Annotated in this window: 18 protein-coding genes; 10 read left to right on the top strand and 8 right to left on the bottom strand. The window is 52.0% G+C overall.

What is annotated here, in order from left to right; translation table 11 throughout:
* Nucleotide 1: 1 nt before the first annotated feature.
* Nucleotides 2-5611, bottom strand: a complete 5610-nt coding sequence (uvrA, locus tag ACLPHM_RS07840) for an excinuclease ABC subunit UvrA (protein ID WP_430220664.1) — start codon at nucleotides 5609-5611, stop codon at nucleotides 2-4.
* A 148-nt stretch (nucleotides 5612-5759) separates the two neighbouring features.
* Here uvrA and ACLPHM_RS07835 point away from each other — a divergent pair, with 148 nt between their 5' ends.
* A complete protein-coding gene (locus ACLPHM_RS07835) occupies nucleotides 5760-5888 on the top strand; it encodes a hypothetical protein (RefSeq protein ID WP_278249003.1) in 129 nt (42 codons plus the stop codon).
* Nucleotides 5889-6026: 138 nt separating this feature from the next.
* A complete protein-coding gene (locus ACLPHM_RS07830) occupies nucleotides 6027-6962 on the top strand; it encodes a glycosyltransferase family 2 protein (RefSeq protein WP_430220663.1) in 936 nt (311 codons plus the stop codon).
* On the opposite strand, the gene ACLPHM_RS07825 is transcribed toward ACLPHM_RS07830, so the two are convergent.
* Nucleotides 6963-7436: a hypothetical protein gene (locus ACLPHM_RS07825; protein ID WP_430220662.1), complete on the bottom strand. Its 474-nt coding sequence runs from the start codon at nucleotides 7434-7436 to the stop codon at nucleotides 6963-6965.
* 168 nt (nucleotides 7437-7604) lie between these two features.
* Here ACLPHM_RS07825 and ettA point away from each other — a divergent pair, with 168 nt between their 5' ends.
* The 3 genes from ettA (at nucleotide 7605) to ACLPHM_RS07810 (ending at nucleotide 10183) form a co-directional block, all read left to right on the top strand.
* The gene (gene ettA, locus ACLPHM_RS07820; protein ID WP_430220661.1) at nucleotides 7605-9278 is read left to right on the top strand and encodes an energy-dependent translational throttle protein EttA; all 1674 of its coding nucleotides are present in this window, start codon (nucleotides 7605-7607) and stop codon (nucleotides 9276-9278) included.
* Nucleotides 9279-9296: 18 nt separating this feature from the next.
* Complete coding sequence (locus tag ACLPHM_RS07815) at nucleotides 9297-9833, top strand: isochorismatase family protein (protein ID WP_430220660.1); 537 nt, start codon at nucleotides 9297-9299, stop codon at nucleotides 9831-9833.
* Nucleotides 9834-9949: 116 nt separating this feature from the next.
* Nucleotides 9950-10183 carry a glycine zipper 2TM domain-containing protein gene (locus ACLPHM_RS07810; RefSeq protein WP_430220659.1) on the top strand — a complete coding sequence of 78 codons (234 nt, stop codon included), beginning with the start codon at nucleotides 9950-9952 and terminating at the stop codon, nucleotides 10181-10183.
* 173 nt (nucleotides 10184-10356) lie between these two features.
* Here ACLPHM_RS07810 and minE read toward each other — a convergent pair whose 3' ends face one another.
* The 4 genes from minE to ACLPHM_RS07790 form a co-directional block, all read right to left on the bottom strand.
* Nucleotides 10357-10626, bottom strand: coding sequence for a cell division topological specificity factor MinE (gene minE / locus ACLPHM_RS07805; protein WP_430220658.1), 270 nt, complete (start codon nucleotides 10624-10626; stop codon nucleotides 10357-10359).
* Between the two features lies 1 nt (nucleotide 10627).
* The gene (minD, locus tag ACLPHM_RS07800; RefSeq protein ID WP_430220657.1) at nucleotides 10628-11443 is read right to left on the bottom strand and encodes a septum site-determining protein MinD; all 816 of its coding nucleotides are present in this window, start codon (nucleotides 11441-11443) and stop codon (nucleotides 10628-10630) included.
* 102 nt (nucleotides 11444-11545) lie between these two features.
* Nucleotides 11546-12322: a septum site-determining protein MinC gene (gene minC / locus ACLPHM_RS07795; RefSeq protein WP_430220656.1), complete on the bottom strand. Its 777-nt coding sequence runs from the start codon at nucleotides 12320-12322 to the stop codon at nucleotides 11546-11548.
* 2 nt (nucleotides 12323-12324) lie between these two features.
* Entirely contained in the window at nucleotides 12325-14082 is a 1758-nt protein-coding gene (locus tag ACLPHM_RS07790; protein WP_430220655.1) for a glutamine--tRNA ligase/YqeY domain fusion protein, read from the bottom strand.
* A 114-nt stretch (nucleotides 14083-14196) separates the two neighbouring features.
* Here ACLPHM_RS07790 and ACLPHM_RS07785 point away from each other — a divergent pair, with 114 nt between their 5' ends.
* From ACLPHM_RS07785 to recQ, 4 genes are all read left to right on the top strand, one after another.
* Nucleotides 14197-15534 (top strand): cytochrome ubiquinol oxidase subunit I, encoded by a 1338-nt coding sequence (locus ACLPHM_RS07785; protein WP_430220654.1) that lies wholly within the window; start codon nucleotides 14197-14199, stop codon nucleotides 15532-15534.
* Nucleotides 15531-16580, top strand: a complete 1050-nt coding sequence (locus ACLPHM_RS07780; RefSeq protein WP_430220653.1) for a cytochrome d ubiquinol oxidase subunit II — start codon at nucleotides 15531-15533, stop codon at nucleotides 16578-16580. The genes ACLPHM_RS07785 and ACLPHM_RS07780 overlap by 4 nt, the downstream gene beginning before the upstream one ends.
* A 35-nt stretch (nucleotides 16581-16615) precedes the next feature.
* Nucleotides 16616-18367 (top strand): ClcB-like voltage-gated chloride channel protein, encoded by a 1752-nt coding sequence (locus ACLPHM_RS07775; protein WP_430220652.1) that lies wholly within the window; start codon nucleotides 16616-16618, stop codon nucleotides 18365-18367.
* A gap of 94 nt (nucleotides 18368-18461) precedes the next feature.
* Complete coding sequence (gene recQ, locus ACLPHM_RS07770) at nucleotides 18462-20285, top strand: DNA helicase RecQ (RefSeq protein WP_430220651.1); 1824 nt, start codon at nucleotides 18462-18464, stop codon at nucleotides 20283-20285.
* On the opposite strand, the gene ruvB is transcribed toward recQ, so the two are convergent.
* Complete coding sequence (gene ruvB, locus ACLPHM_RS07765) at nucleotides 20274-21344, bottom strand: Holliday junction branch migration DNA helicase RuvB (RefSeq protein WP_430220650.1); 1071 nt, start codon at nucleotides 21342-21344, stop codon at nucleotides 20274-20276. The two genes, recQ and ruvB, sit on opposite strands and share 12 nt — an antisense overlap.
* A gap of 119 nt (nucleotides 21345-21463) precedes the next feature.
* Here ruvB and ACLPHM_RS07760 point away from each other — a divergent pair, with 119 nt between their 5' ends.
* Nucleotides 21464-22486: a threo-3-hydroxy-L-aspartate ammonia-lyase gene (locus ACLPHM_RS07760; protein WP_430220649.1), complete on the top strand. Its 1023-nt coding sequence runs from the start codon at nucleotides 21464-21466 to the stop codon at nucleotides 22484-22486.
* Here the strand turns inward: ACLPHM_RS07760 and ruvA are convergent.
* Nucleotides 22442-23026 carry a Holliday junction branch migration protein RuvA gene (ruvA, locus tag ACLPHM_RS07755; protein ID WP_430220648.1) on the bottom strand — a complete coding sequence of 195 codons (585 nt, stop codon included), beginning with the start codon at nucleotides 23024-23026 and terminating at the stop codon, nucleotides 22442-22444. The two genes, ACLPHM_RS07760 and ruvA, sit on opposite strands and share 45 nt — an antisense overlap.
* Nucleotides 23027-23029: the final 3 nt, after the last annotated feature.

The raw sequence follows: 23029 nt of genomic DNA, 5'->3' as shown, positions 1-23029 counted from the left end.
ATCAGGGGGTTAAAAATTCGTTGAGAGCCATACCGGTATGGGAGGCTTTGGTGCGACGTACAACGTCTGGGTCTGCTTGTACCACCAAGCGACCACCGCCAGAACCCCCTTCAGGGCCTAAGTCTACAATCCAGTCGGCTTCGGCAATCACATCCAGGTTGTGCTCAATCACCATGACAGTATTGCCCGCATCGGTAAGGCGGTGCAGCACCTGAATGAGTTTTTCGGTATCAGGAATAGACAGACCAACAGTAGGTTCGTCCAACACATATAAAGTGTGGGGCAGTCGGCTGGCTCTACCGGTGCGGATCACGCCTTCGTCCAAACGGGCTTTGCTCAGTTCAGTCACCAGTTTAACGCGCTGTGCTTCACCACCTGATAAGGTGGGTGAGGCTTGGCCTAAGGTTAAATATCCTAGGCCCACGTCTTGCATGAGCTTTAATGGGCGGGCAATTTTAGGGCTGGTAGCAAAGAACTCTACCGCTTCATCCACTTCCATTTTCAGGATTTCGCCAGCATTTTTACCTTGCCAGCGAATGCTCAGGGTATCGTCATTGAAACGTTGGCCGTGGCAGCTTTCGCAAGGCACTTTAATGTCAGGCAAGAAGCTCATTTCTAGCGTCAACATGCCTTGGCCACCGCAAGCAGCGCAGCGACCATCGCCGGTATTAAACGAGAAGCGAGAGGCATTCCAACCGCGCATTCTGGCATCACGAGTATCGGCTAATAGGCGACGAATACTATCCCAGAAACCAATGTAGGTGGCGGGGCACGAGCGCGGTGTTTTACCAATAGGTGTTTGGTCCACTTCTAACACGCGGTCTAACGGCTCCCATCCTTTGATGCTGACACAACCTTGCCATGGGCCATCTTCGCGTTTGGGCAGCGTACGCAGCAGGTTATCCAGCAGCACTTCGCGCGCGAAGGTGGATTTCCCGGAGCCTGATACGCCGGTGACTACGGTGAGACGTTCCAGCGGTACTTGAGCCTCTACATTACGCAGATTATGCAGGTGTGCGCCTACCACAGTGAGCATAGGGTGCTCACCATCAATGGCGCGGCGAGGCTGCATAGGGTGAACAATAGGCTGACGCAAATAGCGACCCGTTAGCGAGTCTGGGTTTTGCATGATTTCTTCTACCGTTCCCTCGGCAACCACTTTACCGCCACGAGAACCAGCACCAGGCCCCATATCAATAATGTGTTTGGCTTGGCGTATGGTGTCTTCATCGTGTTCCACCACTACTAACGTGTTGCCGTTGGACTCCAGCCTTTGCATGGCATTCAACAAAATCTTGTTGTCGCGTGGGTGCAGCCCAATGGTGGGCTCGTCCAGTACATAGCACACGCCCTGCAGGTTGGACCCCAACTGTGATGCGAGACGTATGCGTTGTGCCTCACCACCAGATAGGGTGGGGGCGGCACGGTCTAAGGCTAAATAGCCCAGCCCCACCTCTTCCATAAAGTGCAGGCGGCTACGTATTTCAGCCAGCAAATCGCGAGCAATTTCTTCTTCGCGACCTTTGGCGTTTAAACCCGTAAAAAATGAGCAGGCTTCGTCCACAGGTAGGGCAGCTAACTCGGCAATAGAACGGTCGCGCCACGAGAAGGCCAGTGATACGGGGTTCAGGCGTTTGCCTTGGCAGCTTGGGCAGGTATGGGCTTCGCCTTCGTATTGGGTGGTCCAGCTGGCTTCCTCACCACTTTGTTCGCTGGTGAAGCCTTTTAGCTGTACGCCAGTACCAAAGCAGCTAGTACACCAGCCATGCTTGGAGTTATACGAGAACATGCGCGGATCAGGTTCAGGGAAACTGGTGGCGCAGCATGGGCAAGAGCGTTTGGTAGAAAAGCGCTGTGTGTTCGGTTGCAGTTGTAGGCCACTGTCGCGTCTGCTCTCTACCGTGCCACTCGTCGCTTGGCTGATAGGAGCCAGCACGATCACGCTACCTTTGCCATGATCTAAGGCCGTGTGTAGCGCTTGTCGAAGCGCTTGCTCTTCTTTGGGGTCTACGATCAGGTCAGCAATAGGCAGATCAATGCTGTGTTCTTTATAGCGGTCTAGGCGCGGCCAAGGCGAGACAGGGATAAACTCACCGTCCACACGTAGGTGGCTGTAGCCTTTGCTACCAGCCCATGTGGCCAAGTCGGTGTAGTAGCCTTTTCGGGCACTGACCAGCGGCGCCAAAATACCTATGTGTTCACCACGATGCTGCGTCATGATTTGCGCCACAATCTGCTCAGCCGTTTGTGGCTCAACCGGCACATGGCAGGTGGGGCAGTATTGGGTCGCCAGCTTCACATACAGCAAGCGTAGGAAGTGATGGATTTCTGTCATGGTGGCCACGGTAGACTTGCGCCCCCCACGGCTAGTGCGCTGCTCAATAGCCACGGTAGGCGGAATGCCATAGATAGCATCTACATCTGGCTTACCAACAGGCTGCACAATAGAGCGTGCATACGCATTCAGCGATTCTAAATAGCGGCGCTGACCTTCATTGAACAGAATGTCGAAAGCCAAGGTGGATTTCCCCGAGCCCGATACACCGGTAATTACGGTAAAGGTATCGCGAGGAATGCTGACATTAATATTCTGTAGGTTGTGCTCTTTGGCATTCAAAATGCTGATCACATTTTGTAGCTCATACGATGCCGTAGGCTCTTTGACTACCGGCATGGGGATAGCGCCTTCCCCCACGATGCTGGCTTGGTATTCTTTTAAGGCTTTACCTGTGTAGGACGAGGTGCTGAGCATCAAGTCGGCAGGTGTGCCTGTGGCGACCAGTTCACCGCCATATAAGCCGCCGTCGGGGCCAAGGTCTATCACCCAGTCAGCCGCTAGCACCATATCCAGATTGTGCTCAATCACCACCAATGAATGACCGGCAGCCAACAGCTTGCGGAAGGCCAACATCAGTTTGGCGATGTCATCAAAGTGCAGGCCAGTCGTAGGCTCATCAAACAGGAACAGATTGCCTTTTTTCGCGACTCTAGCTTGGGCGAGCGGGCTTTTTGCCGCCCCCGCCAAGTGCCCTGCTAGTTTTAGACGTTGGGCCTCGCCGCCTGATAAGGTGGGCACAGGTTGACCTAACTTCAGGTAGTCCAAGCCCACGTCACATAATGGGGTCAGGGCGAGTTGTACATCGCGTAATCCAGCAAAGAAGGCCAACGCTTCGTGCGCGGTCATGTCTAATACATCGGCAATGTTGGCGCGTTTACCTAAGTGTTCAATTTCTACTTCCAGCACTTCGGGGCGGAAACGCTTACCGTCACAGTCTGGGCAGCGTAAATATACGTCTGACAAGAACTGCATTTCTATGTGTTCAAAGCCTGTACCGCCACAGGTAGGGCAGCGACCCTCACCACTGTTAAAGCTGAACATACCAGGGGTATAGCTGCGCTCTAGCGCCAGAGGTGCACGGGAAAAGAGTTTACGTATGGGGTCAAACGCACCCACGTAACTGGCGGGGTTAGAGCGTGCTGTTTTACCTATGGGGCTTTGATCCACCATAAAGACTTCAGCGATCTGTTCAGCCCCTAGCAGAGCACCAAACTCACCCGGTGCTTCGGTGGCCAACCCTTTGTGTTTGAGGATGGCGGGGTACAGCACGTCTTGAATAAGCGTGGATTTGCCTGAGCCGGATACCCCAGTCACGCACACCAAGCGCCCCAACGGTATAGAGACGTTGATGTTTTTTAGGTTGTGAGCGCTAACGTTTTCTAACAGTAGACGCGGTGTATTGTTTTGCACCGGCATAGGGTTAGGCGCGAGTATGCGTTTTCTACCACTTAAGTAATCGCCAGTGAGTGTATTGGCATTGCGCAGGTCTTTGGGCGCACCATCAAATAAGATTTGGCCGCCCCGCTCTCCGGGGCCAGGGCCTATATCCAGAATACGATCCGCTGCCACCATCACTTGTGGGTCGTGCTCTACCACCACTAAGGTATTGCCGTTGTTACGCAGACGGTGCATAACCTCTACGATGCGGTGCATATCGCGAGGGTGCAAACCGATGGAAGGCTCATCCAACACAAATAGCGTGTTCACCAACGAGGTACCTAGCGCCGTGGTCAGGTTAATACGTTGGACTTCACCGCCCGATAAGGTGCGGCTTTGTCGGTCTAACGATAAATAGCCTAAGCCCACATCACACAGGAACTGCAAGCGTGAGCACACTTCATCGCGCAGCAATGCGGTGGCCACGTCAAACGCACTACCGGTTTGGAAGTGTTTGAAGTACTCATTGACCTGATCTATGGGCATACGCATCAAATCGTGGATGTGTAAGCCGGGTAGGGCGTCTAGCTGTGCTTGGCTCCACAGTGCGCGTACAGGCATGAAGCGTTGGTAACTGCCTTCGGCATCGTGTGATTCCGTCCCTACGCGCCACAAGAGGGCATCTGGTTTGAGTCGTGAGCCTTTGCAGTGTGGGCAAGGGGTGTAGCTGCGGTATTTAGACAGCATTACCCGTACATGCATGCGGTAACTGCGGCTTTCTAACCAGTCAAAGAAGCGGGCCACACCATACCATTGGGTTTCCCACGCTTTGCGGCTTTCCTTCCAGTCGTCTGCGCCGTAGATGACCCAATGCTTTTCGTGCTCACTGAGGGTGTTCCAAGGGGCGGATAAGCGTACGCCAGCAGCGGGTGCGTAGCGTTGCATGTCTTCTTGGCATTGCTTGTTCGAGGCGCTCTGCCAAGGGCGTATCGCACCTTCTAACAAGCTTTTGTTTTCGTCAGGGATAACCAAACCGTAATCAATACCCATCACCCGACCAAAACCACGGCAATGCTCACAGGCGCCTAAAGGCGAGTTGAACGAAAAGGTGCTAGGCAGTGGGGTTTGGTAATCAATATCACAGCGCGTGCAGTGCAGGCGGTTGTTGTAGCGCCACTCTTGTTCAGGGCCATCAGCGGCTTGAGAGGCAAAGATACTGACTTGCCCGTTGCCGTGGGCGAGGGCAGCATCTAAGGCTTCCATCAGGCGGGCAGGTTCGGCGTTACTAAGACGGAAACGGTCTTGCACTACATAGAGTGTGCGCAGAGACGCCGCGTCTTCGGGCTTTTCTTTGTGAACGCGGGTATAGCCTTGCTGCGCCAAGAAGTTTTCTACTTCTTCTTGTGTGAAGTTGGTGGGGATGGTGACAGCAAAGCTGATCACCAAACGTGGATCATGCTCAGCGCAACGTTGCTGTAAATCTTCAGCGATGGATTGGGCGCTATCTGGCTTGACCTCGTGAGCACAACTGCGGCAGTACAACGTTCCTAACCGTGCATAGAGCAGTTTTAGGTAGTCGTTTAGCTCGGTCATGGTGCCCACCGAACTGCGCGAGTTACGCACTGGGTTTACTTGGTCGATGGCAATGGCAGGCAGCACGCCTTCAATGCGGTCTACCTGCGGTTTATCCATACGATCCAAAAACTGTCGTGCGTACGGAGAAAAGGTTTCTACGTAGCGGCGCTGGCCTTCGGCATACAGCGTGTCAAAGGCTAATGAACTTTTCCCTGAGCCAGATACCCCCGTTAGTACGGTCAGTTCGCCCCTGTTAAAGCTGACATCCAGGTTTTTTAGGTTGTTTTGGCGGGCGCCATACAGACGTATTTGAGAGCTCATGGTGCAGAGAAAACGACAGTTAGGAAGGAAAGTAGCCCAAGATTAGACTGCGGTTCTTTGTATCTTAGCGCGGTTTACGGTAGAATTTCGGATTGTCCCTAAAGGCGGCTTTTTATTTGTCGCCGGGTTATAGAATTCGGAGATCAGCATGGCAGAAATCAAACGCACTCGCCGCAACACGCTTGAGCGTCGTTGCCTGGGTAAAGCTTTCAAACGTTTGTTCATTCGCTCCCCTAAGGGCGTGTTCAAAATGCTTGAGAAAGTAAAACGCGCCTAAGTGTAGTGTAGGCGGGTTTCCGCTCAGTATGCTTTAGCATAAAAAAACCACAACTACGAAAGTAGGTTGTGGTTTTTTTATGCCTGTTTGTAGCAGTATAGTTGGTGTTAACTCAACGTGTCCCTTTGGTGAGGGTATATGGCTCCTGCAACTGCGTGTTGGGCATACCGGTTTACGGTACTGACCCCATCTTACAATCGTGCTCATACCTTAGAGCGGGTGTACCGTTCCTTGTGCGCACAGGCCACACGGAATTTTGAGTGGGTGGTGGTGGACGACGGCTCCACGGATGACACCCGTAGCCTGATAGAAAGTTGGCAGAACGAAGCGAACTTCTCCATTGTGTATCACTGGCAGCCTAATCAGCATAAAAAAACAGCCTTTAATACTGGGGTGCGCTTAGCGCAAGGCGAGTTGATCGTTGCACTGGATAGCGATGATAGCCTGCTGGATGACGCGCTAAGTCGACTAGAGCAAGCGTGGTTAAGTATTCCTGCCGAATCGCGTCACTTCTATGTGGCGGTAGTTGGGCTATGCCAAAGGCCGGATGGCCAAGTTGTGGGTGATAGATTTCCTACAGACCCCTTGGATGTGACCTCGTTAGACCTGAATTTCCAATACAAAGTGCGGGGCGAGAAGTTTGGCTGTTTAAGCACTACGGTGCTGAGGCAATTCCCGTTCCCCGAGCATGTGTCGGGTTTTGTGCCTGAAAGCCTAGTGTGGCGAGCCATTGCACGAGCAGGGTTTTTGACCCGTTTTGTGAATCAGGTATTTAGGGTGTATTACGACAGCGTAGATTCGCTGTCTCACCAAGGGCGCAATAGCCAACAGCATGCATTGGGATTATGGTTGCTTGCACAAGATACCTTGAGCAACTGTATGCCATGGTTTAGGTACGCACCGAGCGAGTTCTTAAAGGCGGCAGCGCGCTACACGCGTTTTAGGTTGCATTGCAAAGCCTCGCAGCAGACTAAGCCACCCTGCTATACCTTGAAGGGCATAGTCGCCCATCTGTTGGTGGCACTGATGTGGCCAGTGGGATGGGCGTTATATCTGCGAGATAAGCGACACTAATTAGTGCAGCGTACGGCTAGGAGCATCGGGGATGAAGATTTGGGCATCGCCTTCTTCGTCGTCGGGCTCGTCATCGACGCTTAGATCAAAAGGCAGTAGTTCGTTTAGCGTTTCGCTCCAACCCACATCATCGCCTTGCTCATCAAGTTTGACATAGCGTATGCCTTCCATGTCTATACGTTGTACCGCCCACAAGAAGCGGCAACTGTAGGTTTCATTTTCAGCCAACTGAACGCCACCCTGACTACCGAGCAGGCGTGCGTTAGCACCGCCTATTTGCACAACGGTCATGTCGGTGGAATCCTCTTCCACATTCAGTGGAATGGCGAATATCACCCATTCAAAACCTGTTTCACCAGCATCCATGACTTCGGCGAGTACTGGTTTGCCTAAGTAGGCGCTCAAGGCGTCTGCAGTGCGTGCCAGCAGGTCTATATCGGCTTCGGTGAACAGCAGGGAAGCGGAGTCAGTCATGTTTATGTCGTAAAAGAATAAAAAATCATTTTAAAGCAGATGCACCGCTTTGGCTTGTCAGTGGTTGCGGCTTTCCCGCATTGTTGCGTCTGACATTAGCGTAATGAGCAGTGCCTGGCCTACAATTGGGGCTTTGCTATTTCCCCTTTTTCTTAGCATCGAGTATTTATGGCTCAGTTTGTATACACCATGAACCGGGTGGGCAAGATTGTCCCTCCCAAACGTCAGATTCTACGTGATATCTCCCTGTCTTTCTTTCCTGGTGCCAAAATTGGTGTGCTGGGTCTGAACGGGTCAGGTAAGTCTACCTTGCTGAAAATCATGGCAGGCGTGGATAAAGAAATTGAAGGTGAAGCCATCCCCATGCCGGGGTTGAACATTGGCTATTTGCCTCAGGAACCTAAGCTGAACCCAGAGCATACCGTACGCGAAGAAGTAGAAGCGGGTCTGGGCGAAGTGTTTACTGCCAAACAGCGTTTGGAAGAAGTGTACGCAGCGTACGCCGAGCCCGATGCTGACTTCGACGCATTGGCTGCCGAGCAGGGTGAGCTAGAAGCCATTATTGAGGCGGCTGCCACCAGTGGTAGTGATGACATCGCTACCCAAATGGAAATTGCTGCAGACGCACTGCGTTTGCCACCATGGGATGCCAAGATTGCCAACCTGTCTGGTGGTGAGAAACGTCGTGTGGCGCTCTGTCAGTTGCTGCTGTCTAAACCCGACATGCTGCTGCTAGACGAACCTACCAACCACTTGGATGCGGAAAGCGTGCACTGGTTGGAGCAGTTCTTGAGCAAATTCCTCGGCACGGTTGTGGCGGTGACGCACGATCGATACTTCTTGGATAACGCAGCTGAGTGGATTCTAGAGCTTGACCGTGGCCACGGTATTCCTTGGAAAGGTAACTACAGCTCGTGGTTGGAGCAAAAAGAAGACCGTCTGAAACAAGAGGAAGCGTCTGAAAGCGCTCGCCAACGTACCATTCAGAAAGAGTTGGAATGGGTACGCCAGAATCCTAAAGGCCGTCAGGCTAAGTCCAAAGCACGTTTGAACCGCTTTGAGGAATTGGCATCCCACGAGTACCAGAAACGTAATGAAACTCAGGAGATCTTTATCCCTGTAGCAGAGCGTTTGGGTAATGAAGTGATTGAGTTCAAAAACGTGAACAAGTCCTTCGGCGATCGTTTGCTGATTGAAGACCTGAGCTTCAAAGTGCCGCCAGGAGCGATTGTTGGGATTATCGGTCCTAACGGTGCGGGTAAATCCACGCTGTTCCGCATGATTGCTGGCGAAGAGCAACCTGATTCCGGTAGCGTAGACATTGGTCAAACGGTGAACTTGTCGTACGTGGATCAGTCTCGTGACTCGTTGCCTAACGGTAAATCAGTCTTTGATGCGATTTCTGATGGCTCCGATATTCTGACCGTGGGCCGTTTTGAGATGCCTGCCCGTGCTTACGTAGGCCGTTTCAACTTCCGTGGTTCCGATCAAAACAAGATCGTAGGCGAGTTGTCCGGTGGTGAGCGTGGTCGCTTGCACTTGGCTAAAACACTGATTTCTGGCGGTAACGTGTTGCTGCTGGATGAACCCTCTAACGACTTAGACGTAGAAACCTTGCGTGCGTTGGAAGACGCGTTGCTGGAATTCGCCGGTTGTGTGATGGTGATCAGCCATGACCGTTGGTTCTTGGACCGTATTGCTACCCACATCTTGGCGTTCGAAGGCGATTCCCATGTGGAGTTCTTCGCCGGTAACTACCAAGAGTACGAGGAAGATAAACGTCGTCGTTTAGGTGAGGAAGCTGCCAAACCTACACGTATTCGTTACAAAGCCCTGAAATAATCCTTAAAGGAGTCCTCTATGGCGTTATTGAAAGCACATCAGTGCAGTGTGTTATTGATTGATATGCAGGAGAAGTTACTGCCTGCTATTGCGGATCACGAGGCATTGTTGGAGCGAGTACAGCGCTTCATAGAGGGGGTCAAGCTATGCTCGGTGCCTGTGGTGGCTACCGAGCATTGGCCGGATAAAATTGGGCCTACACACCCGACGTTGTTGCCGCATGTGGATACGGTAATCGCTAAAACGCATTTTGATGCGTTGCGTGAGCCAGCAGTACGCGAGAATCTGCCCACACATAGGCCTAAAGTGCTGTTGTTGGGCGTAGAGGCTCATATCTGCGTACTGCAGACTGGCTTAAGCTTGCATCAGGCGGGCTATCATCCTATCTTGGTAGTGGATGGCATAGGTTCACGGTTGTCATCCAGTCATGAAGCGGCTTGCAAGCGCTGGGCGTATCATGGCTTAGAAAGTGTCACCATGGAAATGGCGTTGTTTGAGTGGCTGGAAACACCGGCAAACCCAGCCTTTAAGTCCGTCTTGAAGTTGGTGAAGTGAAATATCTTGGATAAGGCTGTTTCTTCTCCATACAATTTGTCGTAAACCGTACACATTCCTGATCGTGAAGTCCGTTAAGCTATATCTATCTGACTAGAGTTTTAAGGAGTATCGTCATGAAAATTCACAGCCGTATTGCTAAAGTTGGTGCGTTAGTAGCGTTGTTAGCTTCCGTGGCAGGGTGTTCTGCTTGGGATGGCATGAATAGCCGTCAAAAAGGCGCAGTATCCGGCGCTGGGGTGGGGGGTCTAGCGGGTGCTGTGATTACAGATGGCGGTGTACTGGGTACGATTGGCGGTGCAGCATTGGGTGGTTTGATCGGTGATCAAATTGGCAAGAACTCCAATTAAGCCGTACCTATCCTGATGCGTAGTCATCAGGTAAACCTAAAAAGCTTGTCTACTCTAGGCAAGCTTTTTTTGTGGTCGTAAGACAGCAAAAAGGCCTGAGCTCTAGGGTGGGCTCAGGCCTTTTTAATGTAAGGGCAATGCCTTACACCACAAGAAAAAGAGGGCGTAGATGATTACGCTTTTTCGTTTTCTACTTGTGGCATTTCAATTTTCACTTCCAGAACTTCTAGGTCGTCTTGGCGTTCCAGGTTGACCTTGATGTCGTCAGGATTAATGCTGACGTACCGCGAGATAACCTCAATCAGCTCTTTTTGCAAACGGGGGAGGTAATCAGGTGTAACGCCACCTTTGCCCCGTTCGTTAATCAAAATTAGCTGCAATCTATCTTTGGCAACATTGGCGGACGTTTTTTTCTTGCCCAGTAGCAAAGAAAGGAAAGACATATTACTTTCCTCCGAAAAGGCGTTTAAACAGGCCTGGCTTCTCGTAATCAACAAAACGCAGGGGTTTTTCGTCACCTAAAAAACGATCAACCACGTCTTGATACGCTGCTGCTGCATCGCAGCCGCGATCGTGGATCACGGGCACACCTTGGTTGGAGGCTTGCAAAACTTCTTCGGATTCTGGAATCACGCCAATTAACTTGATGCGCAAAATGTCTTCCACGTCTTTCAGGGAAAGCATTTCACCATCTAGCACACGTTTAGGACTGTAACGTGTAATGAGCAGGTGCTCTTTGATGGGGGGTTGAGCTGTTTCTGCACGCAGGGATTTGGCAGACAAAATACCCAACATACGGTCAGAGTCACGTACAGAGGATACTTCAGGGTTGGTGACCACCAATGCATCGTCTGCAAAGTAAGAGGCCATCAATGCACCTGTTTCAATCCCGGCAGGGGAATCGCAGACGATGAACTCAAAGTCCATGGCTTTTAGGTCATCCAAAACCTTGCGAACAGTATCCTTGCTCAGTGCATCTTTATCACGCGTTTGTGACGCGGGCAGGATATACAGGTTTTCAAGCTGTTTGTCGCGAATCAGGGCTTGGTGCAGCGTGGCTTCACCCTGGATGACATTAACAAAGTCGTAGACCACACGACGTTCGCAACCCATGATGAGATCCAGGTTACGCAAGCCTACGTCAAAGTCGATTACTACGGTTTTGTGGCCGCGCATGGCAAGGCCGGAAGCAAAACTGGCGCTAGTGGTGGTTTTACCTACACCACCTTTACCGGATGTCACCACAACAATTCGCGTCATGATAGAGCTATTCCTCAGGTTTTTGATCGGTTATACGGCTAGGCCGTACGGGACGCATCTGGCAAGTGTAACTGCTTGACAGACTTCATTTGTAATCAACTGTTAAGAAAGCGGATGGATGCTCAGGTTCTCGCCTTCTAGCTGGATTACAGCGGGTTGTTTGTGTACTGGTTTTTCCAGCGGTTCTTCCACGACGCGGTACACACCTGCAATCGCAATCAGTTCCGGGTCTAACTCGGTAGTGAAGATGCGAGCATTGGTGTCGCCACGGGCTCCTGCCATCGCTTTACCGCGCAAGGGGCCATACACATGGATGTTACCATCGGCAATGACCTCAGCACCTTGACCTACCACACCTATCACCACTAAATCTGTATCACGCGCGTAAATGCGTTGACCAGAACGTAATTGTTTGTTGATCACCATTGCAGCGGGGGCGATCTGGGTAATGACTTCAGGGGTAATAGTGGCGGGTTCTGTGCTTTGTTCTTGTGCGGTAGACAGGGTAGGAACCTCGGCCTCAGGCACATTAGGGCTGGGAGCAGGTCGGGTAGGCGCATTAGACAGGTCTACTTCCTGTAAACCAGCCTCTTGCGCCGCTTTCAGCAGAGCCCCTGTAGCGACCACACCCACAGCATTTAGCTTGTGGGTGTTCAGGGCTTCCAGCAGGGCAGACCAATCCAAAGCGGAGTCATCTGCCAGTTGGCTGGCATCCACCACCACAGGTTCATTTTCAAAAAATGAACCGGCGTCGTGCATGCGCTGTGCCAATGCGGCGAGTAGCTCATCTTGGTCGTTACTGTGCAGAACCAGTCGCACGGTATATAAGGTGGCGCTTTTGAAGTCTAGCGCCTGAGGACCTTTACGTGTTCCAGACATTATTACACCCACGTATCACGCAAGGTTGCTGTACGGTTCAGTACAGGTTTCTCTGGCGTGGACTCAATAGGATCAGCCATAAAGTAACCCAAACGCTCAAACTGCCAGTTTGCACCGGGTTCGGCTACCAAACCTGGTTCTACCCATGCATCTACGGTAGTCAGTGAGTTGGGGTTTAACAGCGCCAAGAAGTCTTTGTCGCCGGTGTCTGGATGTGGATCACTAAACAGACGGTCATACAGACGTACTTTGGCAGGAATAGCGTGTTCGGTGCTAATCCATGTGATGTTGCCTTTCACTTTGACCGAATCAGCACCAGGCGTACCGCTCTTGGTGTCTGGCAAGTATTCAACGTGTACTTCGGTCACATTGCCTTGATCGTCTTGTTTGTAACCTGTGCAGGTCACTACATAGCCGTATTTCAAACGCACGGTGTTACCAGGGTACAGGCGGAAGTATTTTTTCTCAGGCTCAATGCGGAAGTCATCGCGCTCAATCCACAACTCACGAGTGAGTGGGAAGCTACGTTGACCGGCTTCGGGGAATTTAGGATGCGCCGGCGCAGTGCACTCTTCGCTTTGGCCTTCTGGGTAGTTGGTGATGATCAGTTTGATAGGATCTAACACCGCTACGCTACGCGGTGCTTTAGGATCCAGATCGTCACGCAGTGCTTGTTCCAGAATGCTGTAATCAATACGAGAATCAGCTTTGGATACACCAATGCGTTCGCAGAATAGGCGAATCGCTTCGGGGGTGTAGCCTCGACGACGCAAACCAGCCAAGGTAGGCATACGTGGGTCGTCCCAGCCGTTAACGTGGTTTTCGACGACCAACTGACGCAGTTTGCGTTTGCTGGTAACCACGTAGCTTAGGTACAGGCGTGCGAACTCGTACTGCTGCGGCAGAGGATCGGTTAAGAAACCCAAATCGCGCAGGCGTTCTAGTGTCCAGTTATAGAAGGGGCGTTGGTCTTCAAATTCAAGCGTACAGATACTGTGCGTGATTTTTTCCAGCGCATCTTCTACAGGGTGCGCCCAACTGTACATGGGGTAAATACACCATTTGTCGCCAGTGCGGTGGTGCTCAGCATGACGAATACGGTACATCACAGGGTCGCGCATATTGATATTGGGCGATGCCATATCAATTTTTGCACGCAAGGCCATGCTGCCGTCTGGATGTTTACCATCACGCATTTCGCGCAGCAGGGTCAGGGACTCTTCTGCGGGGCGATCGCGCCAAGGTGAGTTGGAGCCGGGCGATGTTAATGTGCCACGGGTCTCACGCATTTGCTCAGGGCTTTGCTCATCGACGTAGGCAAAGCCGCCTTGGATTAAGGCTTCGGCAAACGCGTACATGTCATCGAAATAATCGCTGGCAAAGTACAAGTTAGTTTCATCTTGGAAATTCCAATCGAAGCCTAACCAGTGCACCATATCAATAATGGCGTCTACGTATTCCTGTTCTTCTTTTTCAGGGTTGGTGTCGTCAAAACGCAAATGGCAGGCGCCTAAATAGTCGCGTGCCAAACCGAAGTTCAGGCAAATGCTTTTGGCGTGACCAATGTGCAAGTAGCCGTTGGGTTCGGGGGGGAAACGGGTGCGGATGCGCGCGGGGTCTACGTCTGCAGAGGCGTGTACCTGAGCAGGGCCGGGTTTCCCGCCCCAGCGTTTGGACGCATGACGCTGAGCCTTCAGATCTTGGTCGATAATGGAGCGTAGGAAATTCGAAACAGGAGCCGTTGTAGATTCAGTGGTCATACGTAAAATACAAAGAAAATAAATCGGGTGAATCACCCATTTTGCCATGTTCTGTTCACATCATGCGCTTTTCATCAGCACAATTCATAAACACGTTCTAAACTAGCTGACATTATGACGCATTCTGCCCTTTGGTTATCACAGTTGCAGTTTTTTAGCAGTCTGAGCTTCATGGCAATCTTCTTTGCGATGGAGCTTGGACTGGCGTGGCTGCTGCTGATATTTAGATTACGTACCTTGTCTGGCTTGCATTCGGTCTGGCTAGCCAGCTACCGCTTTTGGGTACGGGTGTTTGCATTAACCGTCGTGTTGGGCTTTGCTTCCAGCTTGCCTATCCTTATTCAATTAGGCAGTTTGTGGCCAGGCTTTAGTAGCCGTACTAGCGAAGTATCAGGGCCGTTAATCGCGTTGGCGTTGGCGGTGACACTGGTCTTCAAAAGTGGTTTCTTGGGCTTAATGCTCTTTGCTTACAGGACCTTACCGCATTGGTTGCACACAGCTGTTGTGGCAATTGTGGCCATAGGTAGTACGGTCACAGTGAGTGTGTTGATTGCTTTGTCGTCGTGGATGCAAGTGCCTACCGGTGTGCAATGGCAAGACAAAGGGTATCTGGTAACCGATTGGTATGAGCTCTTAACAGGCCCTGCTTTTGTCTGGCAGTTGGCGGTGTTTTTGCTCTTAAGCATGGTGGTCGCGTGCTGCTTTGTGATGGCCGTTACCGCTGCTAAAAGTTTGCGTAGGCCTGCTGATGAAAGTGAGCGTCGCGCTTTTAGGCTAGTGCTGTGGGTGTTGTTGCTAAGCACGGTCTTGCTAGTTGCCTCAGTATGGGGCTATGGACAGATGGTGGTGCAATACGAACCTTTGAAAGCGCTGGCGACCATGGCACGCTGGCATGCTGATGCCGACGTGTTCTGGCCATTTTTTGCCTATCCAGTGAGCCCCGAAGCCGGAAACGTATATAGCTACGGTTGGCGCGGCCTAGGCGCAATGTGGATTCCTGTGTCCGAAACAGGCGATTATCGGGGCTTAGAGGGGCAAAGCCTGTTGCCTCCAGTGGCGCTTGTGTTTTTCAGTTTCAGAATAGCATTGCTGTTGGGTGCAGCCATTCTGGTGACGACGGTACTGACGTGCTGGCGCGTGCGTCCACAGCATTACGACCCTTCTGCGTTGTCGGTTGGGTGGCGTAGAGTCTTAATTGCCATGGGGGCGGCCGGGTGGTTGCTGTTAGTCGTGGGCTTGCTGTACCACTTCTCAGGCGCCTTACCGTACATGGTGAATGGGTCTATCAAATTTACTGACGTATTTTCAGACGTACCGTTTGAGTCAGCGTTGGTGTCATTGGTGAGCTATGCCGTGGTCTATGGCTTTTGCTTAGTAGGATTTTTCATGCTGGTTCGCTATATCGTGCGTTACGGTGTGGTGCCGGTGGCTCGTAGAAGGGGACGTGCATGATTGAAGTCTTAGCCAATGCGATGGGGCTGGCGATTACCGACCCTGTATTCTGGATGCCGTTGGTGTTTTTGGGGCTGTTCTTCATAGTAGTGCTGGCAGGCACGATCTTGGACGGTTTTGATATAGGTGTGGGCAGCTTGTCGTTGATTGCACCTGCCTCGCTGCGACCACGCATGTTGTCCTTGTTGAGCCCATGGCGTGATGCCAATGAGTACTGGCTGTTTTTGGGCATGGTGCTGTTTTTTTGTGCATTCCCCTATGCGTGGGAAGCCGTGATGGGCAGTTTGTATTTACCCCTGTGTGGGCTGGCCTTGGGTGTGTTGTTGCGTTCGGTCAGTTTTGAAATGCGCTTGCGTGCACCAGCCGAGTTGCAGGCCAAGTGGCAAGTGGCCTTTGGTGTGGGTTCGGTGATTACCGCCTTTGTACACGGTGTGTTGTTAGCCAAAGTAGTGGTCAGCTTTAATAGTGGAGCTGGCTACTTTTGGTTCAGTATCTTCATGGGGCTTTGCTCTGTTGCGGCGTATGCGTTGCTAGGTGCTAGCTGGTTAATCATGCGTGAAGCCGGTGAGTTGCGAGCTAGAGCCGTACGCTGGGGCAGTGTGACCGTGCGCTGGTTTGCGGCGGGAGCAATAGCAGCGTCGGTGGTGTTGGCGTTGGCTAACCCTGGCGTGCTACTGAAATGGAGCGAAGGTCTACAGCGTGTGATTGTGTTAGTGCTATGGGGGGCTTTGCTGCTGTGCTTTATCTCGCTAGAGATGTGTTTGCAGCGCATGATCAACAGCAGTTATCGCACAACCGCGTTGCCTTTTATGCTGACCCTGATTGTGTTTGTGGCTGTGATGTCCGGTTTGGCTTTTAGCTTTTTCCCATTCTTGGTGTTGGATGAAATCACCATTTGGGATGCTGCCGCCTCATTGCCCGTGATGCAAATCGTCGGGGGCGTGGCGGTACTGATCATTCCTATCATGTTGCTCTTCAATATCTGGGTTTATAAGGGAATGTTCGGGCTTTCTAAACCACCTGAGCCACCTGAGTTCCGAGGTTAACAGTGGAGGACACGCCTAGCCCATCCCCCTGGCTGATGTCTACACGACAAAAGCTGGGGCAAGCATCTACCATGCTGTGGGTGCTGGGGTGGGCTGTGCTAATGGGCATTGCTGGTGCCCTGTCTATTTGGCTGTTTCATGAAGCCATGTTTCTGGTGCAACGTTTATTAACGGGGCAATCCGGAGAAATTTCCGATGTGATGCGTGACTTGCCGTGGTGGTGGCGTTTATCGCTACCCGCTATTGGCGGGCTGGTGGCGGGTATCTTGCTGTGGCTAGCGAAGCGACGCAAAAGCACGATGGCCGATGACTATATGGAAGCGGTCACCTTAGGTGATGGGCGCTTGTCTATACGCCAAGGGTTGCTGCGTACATTGTCGTCCCTGTTTACAGTGGCTACAGGTGGCTCCATTGGTAGGGAAGGGGCCATGATTCACTTGGCATCGCTGGTGGCGTCTATGTTGGGGCGGCTGCTGCAAGTGGGGGCAACGCATCTACGTTTGTTGGTAGCCTGTGGTGGGGCGGCCGGTGTCAGTGCCGCATACGGAACCCCGTTGGCCGGAGCCGTATTTGTGGCCGAGATTGTGCTGGGTACTCTGAACATACAAAGCCTAGGCCCCTTATTAGTCGCGGCAGCCGTCGCTAACCTAAGCATGCGTCTTTTGGGGATTTATCAGCCCTTGTACGAAATGCCTGATGTACAAAGTGTAGTGGGCATAGATATCTGGGTGTTTGTGCTACTAGGTGTCTTGGTAGGGGTAGCCGCTCCGGGTTTTCTAAAACTGATGACCGTGTTTAAAGCCTACTTTGAACGCACGGGTATCCCGCTGTTTTTGCGTTTGGCGGTAGGTGGCGTGTTACTGGGCTTACTGTTGATTGCTATCCCCGATGTGGCAGGTAACGGCTACAGCGTGGTGACAGCCTTATTGCAAGAGCCGTGGGCGTGGTACATGGTGGTGGGCATGCTGTTTGCCAAAGTGCTGGCTACAGCGTTAACCGTAGGCTCTGGGGCGATTGGTGGGGTGTTTACCCCGGCGCTATTTGTAGGCGCTGCATTTGGTACCTTGTGCGGGCAGTTGTTGCTCTCAGTGGTGCCAGGTTTGCATATCCCCTTGCATCTGTTTACGTTGGTGGGCATGGGGGCGTTTTTGGGCGCGGCGACCAGTGCACCACTCATGGCTATTTTGATGTTGTTTGAAATGACGCTTAGCTATGCGTTGGTGTTGCCACTGATTATTGCGACGGTGGTGGCGTACTTTGTGGCCCGCTTGCTCGCCGAAGTGGCTATGTATGACGTGGTGCTGGTGCGTGAGCAAAACGAACGCTTGCGTAGTACCTTGAGGCATACGCGTTTGAACGAATTGGTACGGCCCGCCGAAACGGTACTGAAAGACGACGCTACGATTAGCGAAGCATTGCAGATGTTCTTGGATTACCCCGTCAAATACGTGTACGTGGTGGATGCGAATAATGTGTTCCAAGGGGTGGTGGCCCAACAAGATTTAACCCGCTTGTTGTTGCATCACTTGGATACTGAAAAACTCACATTGGCTGATGTGTTGCGCCCAGACTTTGTGAAAACCTTAACAGCCAATATGAGTTTGGATGAAGCTCAAGATTACTTTGTGAGCTTTAGCGGTGAACGTTTGCCGGTGTTAAGCGAAGAGGCCGAGCCTCGCTTATTGGGTGTAGTCTATAAGTCGGCATTGTTGGAAAAGTATACGGCCATCAAACGCTCCCTAGATGCCGCAGAAGTCACAGCGGTTTTTAATAGCACCAAATCGTGAGTCACCTAGGGTTTTCTGGTACAGTCTACGGGCTGAAGTAAAAGCGTTGCGCTTTCTACGCCACGCTTATCTCTTGTTTTGATTGAAAATTTTCATGTCTGATCCCGCTCTGGAAACCCTACAAAATGTGTTTGGCTATGATGCCTTCAGGGGAGACCAACGCGCGATTATTGAACAAGTCGTGGCTGGCGGTGATGCGCTGGTGTTAATGCCAACCGGTGGCGGTAAGTCACTGTGTTATCAAATCCCCGCCTTGATACGGCCGGGTACAGGCATTGTGATTTCCCCCCTTATTGCGTTGATGCAAGATCAGGTTGATGCCCTGACTGAGCTAGGGGTACGTGCGGCTTACTTAAACTCTACTCAAGAATGGGCGCAAACCCGCGAGGTGGAGCGTGCGTTTCTGGCAGGCGAGCTGGATTTATTGTATGTAGCTCCCGAGCGCTTGTTGACGGACCGTTGCCTAGATTTGTTAGCGCGTGGTCATATTGCTTTGTTTGCGATTGATGAAGCGCACTGTGTGTCACAGTGGGGGCATGATTTCCGCCCAGAGTATTTGGGCTTGTCGTATTTGGCAGAACGTTGGCCAGATGTGCCGCGTATTGCACTGACGGCAACGGCCACAGCCGAAACTCGTCATGAAATTGCCGAGCGTTTATCGCTGCATCATGCTGAGCATTTTGTCTCCAGCTTTGATAGGCCCAACATTTGCTATCGCATCGTAGAGAAAAACGATGTGCGTCGCCAATTGTTGAGCTTGGTTCGAGACGAGCATCCTGGCGAAAGCGGTATTGTGTATTGCTTATCGCGTGCTCGGGTAGAAGATACCGCCGAGTTTTTGGTACGAGAAGGTGTGAATGCACTGCCGTATCACGCAGGTCTGAGTGCTGCCGTACGTGCACAAAACCAATCCCGTTTCTTGCGAGAGGAAGGGGTGGTGATGGTGGCAACCATCGCCTTTGGCATGGGGGTGAATAAGCCAGATGTGCGTTTTGTGGCGCATATCGACTTACCTAAATCCATCGAAGGGTATTACCAAGAAACGGGGCGTGCAGGCCGCGATGGTGAGCCGGCTACGGCATGGCTGGCGTATGGGTTGCAAGACGTGGTGCAGTTGCACCGCATGATTAGTGATTCACAAGCCGAAGAAAGTCACCGGCGTACGCAAGGGCGTCAGCTGGATGCCATGCTGGGTTTGTGCGAAACCGTGAGCTGCCGACGCCAATCGTTATTGGCATACTTTGGTGAAACCATACATAACTGCCAGAACTGCGATACGTGCATGCAGCCGCCAGAGTCTTGGGACGGTACGGTAGCCGCTCAAAAATTATTGTCAGCGGTATATCGCTTATGGCGAGAGCGTGGACAGCGTTTTGGTGCAGGGCACTTGATTGATATTTTGCGCGGTAAAGAAACCGAACGAGTCAAAGAGTACGGTCATCAAAGCCTCAGCGTGTTTGGCATAGGCAGCGACATTAACGATCAAGGCTGGCGTGGTGTATTGCGACAGTTGCTGGCACTCAATGTGTTGGCGGTAGACACGCAAGGCTATGGCACCTTGGGGCTAACAGAAAAAGCCAGACCAGTGCTTAAAGGTGAGCAGCAACTGATGTTCAGGCGTGAAGCCACCATTGCTTCCAAAGCTACACGTAGCAGCAAACCCGCCACGCAGTTGCCGCCTGAGGCACAGCCCTTTTTCCAAGCTTTGCGAGAATGGCGTTCAGCCGTGGCTAAAGAGCACGAAGTGCCTGCCTACATTATTTTTAATGATGCTACCTTGAGGCAGATAGCCATAGAGCAGCCTCAAGATTTAGACGATTTACGCTGTATTTCGGGTGTAGGGGTGCGTAAGCTTAAAGCCTACGGTGACGACCTACTGGCCTGCGTGGCCAGCGTTGTTGAGTCGTCAGTCGAATAAGGCACCGCCAGCGGCTGCATTAGCATTAGGCGTAAGCCCCAAATGTGTCCATGCCATACGGGTAGCGGTACGCCCACGAGGGGTACGTTGCATAAACCCGTGCTGAATCAGATAGGGCTCGATCACGTCTTCGATGGTGTCGCGTTCTTCGCCAATGGCAGCCGCCAAGCTGTCTACGCCTACAGGGCCACCATCAAAACGATGAATGATGGCTTCCAGTAATTTTCTGTCCATTAAATCTAAGCCTAAGGGGTCTACCTCTAGCAGTGCTAGGGCATCGTTGGCCGTTTGTGGACTGATCGTACCGTTGGCTTTGACATCAGCGTAGTCACGTACGCGGCGCAGTAAGCGGTTAGCAATACGTGGGGTGCCACGAGAACGTCGGGCAATTTCTTGAGCGCCGTCGCCCACACATTCCACATTCAATAAACGCGCGCTACGCTCCACAATATGCTGTAGATCGGCGGTGTTGTAGAACTCTAGTCTGGAGACAATACCAAAACGGTCACGCAGCGGGTTGGTGAGCATACCAGCGCGTGTTGTAGCACCTACTAAGGTAAAGGGCTGCAAATCGATTTTGACGCTGCGGGCGGCCGGGCCTTCGCCAATCATGATGTCGATTTGATAGTCTTCCATGGCGGGGTAAAGGATTTCCTCTACCACGGGGGATAGTCGGTGGATTTCGTCGATGAACAGCACATCGTTTTTATCCAGATTAGTCAGCAATGCAGCTAAGTCACCGGGTTTTTCCAGCACAGGGCCAGAGGTTTGGTGCAGGCGTACGCCCATTTCTTGCGCCACGATGTGTGCCAGTGTGGTTTTCCCCAAACCTGGAGGGCCAAACAACAGTACATGATCCAGTGCTTCGTGACGGCCACGGGCAGCGGTAATGAAGATCTCTAGTTGGTCACGTACACGCTGCTGACCTACGTAGTCATGCAGCGTTTTAGGGCGTAGTGCGCGTTCGATGGATTCTTCGTTGGGAGACTGTGCAGTAGCCTCAACCATACGGGGTGCGGGGGACGGATCGCTGCGAAGAGAGTCTGAATAAATGGCCATAGCAGTTCACTGAATGAATACACAGTATGGTACACCAATCACATAGTCCCGTGGGAGTGTCGCGCAAGCCTCGCTGGTGGCATAATGCTTTACTTATCTGTCAGCTCTATGACAGAGCCATGGGAGAATTTACGAAGATGTATGCTGTGTCGAATGGGCTCGATTTTGAAGAGGTTGAGCGGGCTGAACAGCGTTTAAAAGGTGTGGCGCATCGTACACCGGTATTGCAATCCTCTACCTTGAATGCCTGGTTAGGCGCAGAAGTTTTCTTTAAATGCGAAAACTTTCAGCGTGTAGGTGCGTTCAAGTTCCGAGGGGGCTACAACGCGGTTGCGCGGCTCACGCCGGAGCAGCGAGCGCGAGGTGTCATTACGTATTCTTCCGGCAACATGGCACAAGCTGTTGCGCTGGCAGCACGCATGCAAGGTGTGCATGCAACGATTGTGATGCCTGCCGATGCACCACAGGCTAAGAAAGCAGCGACCCAAGGTTATGGCGCCACCATTGTGGAGTATGACCGCCAGCTAGATGACAGAGACAGCCTGACGCGACAGTTGGCCGCAGAGCAAGGCTTGTATTTCATCCCCCCCTTTGGTGATGAGGGCATCATCGCTGGGCAAGGAACTGCTGCTAAAGAATTGTTTGATGACGTAGGCACACTGGATCAGTTGTATGTGCCTATAGGCGGCGGCGGCTTGTTGTCAGGCTCGTTGTTGTCCGCTAAAGCCTTATCGCCAGCGTGTCAGGTGTTTGGTGTAGAGCCAGAACTGGGTAATGATGCGCAGCAGTCGTTGCGTCAAGGTCAGTTGGTGCGTATTGCTACGCCGCAGACTATTGCCGATGGCGCGCAAACTCAGTCCTTATCCACCACGACTTTCAACATCATCACCCAGAACGTGACCGACATTGTGACGGTGAATGATCAGCAGTTATTAAACATGCTGCGCTTCTTTGCTGAGCGTATGAAGATGGTGGTAGAGCCTACTGGGTGCTTGGCTGCCGCAGCAGCCGTGCAGGCTGCTGAGCAGATTCGTGGTAAGCGTGTAGGGGTAATGGTGAGTGGCGGCAACTTGGATAGCGTGCAGCTATGCAAGTATTTAGCGCTTGGACAGGCTTTGCAGTGCCAACCGGATACCGTCTGATACCGACACGTCGTCGGGTAGGGCTTTAAGTGCTTTGCTGGCTTCGGTGTTGTTGTAACCCAAGGCTAGCAAGGCATTAAGAATATCACTGCGTTCGTTATGAGCTTGTTCTGGCAGGCTTGCAGCAATGGCGCTGTCGGCGCTAAATTTCCCACGTAACTCTAAGAGCAGTCGCTCGGCTGTTTTCTTGCCAATGCCCGGAACAGTGGTTAATAGCCCAGCATCTTGCTGTTGAATGGCATTGGCTAAATCTTGCACGCTTAATCCCGACAAAATAGACAGGGCTGTGCGTGCGCCAATACCACTGACTTTAATCAGTGTACGAAAAGCAGCGCGTTCAGAGGCATTGCCAAAGCCATACAGCACATGGGCATCTTCACGTACGGTGAGGTGCGTAAAGAGTGAGATGCGGCTGTTTACATCACCCAGATCGTAATAGGTACTCATCGGCACATCAATGTCGTAGCCCACGCCATTGACATCTACACAGATGGTGGGGGGCTGTTTTTCAATGAGCGTGCCTGTAATGCGTCCAATCATGAG

Source organism: Paenalcaligenes sp. Me131, from assembly GCF_050487225.1.
Taxonomy (GTDB): domain Bacteria; phylum Pseudomonadota; class Gammaproteobacteria; order Burkholderiales; family Burkholderiaceae_B; genus Paenalcaligenes.
This window is presented reverse-complemented; position numbering and strand designations above follow the sequence as displayed.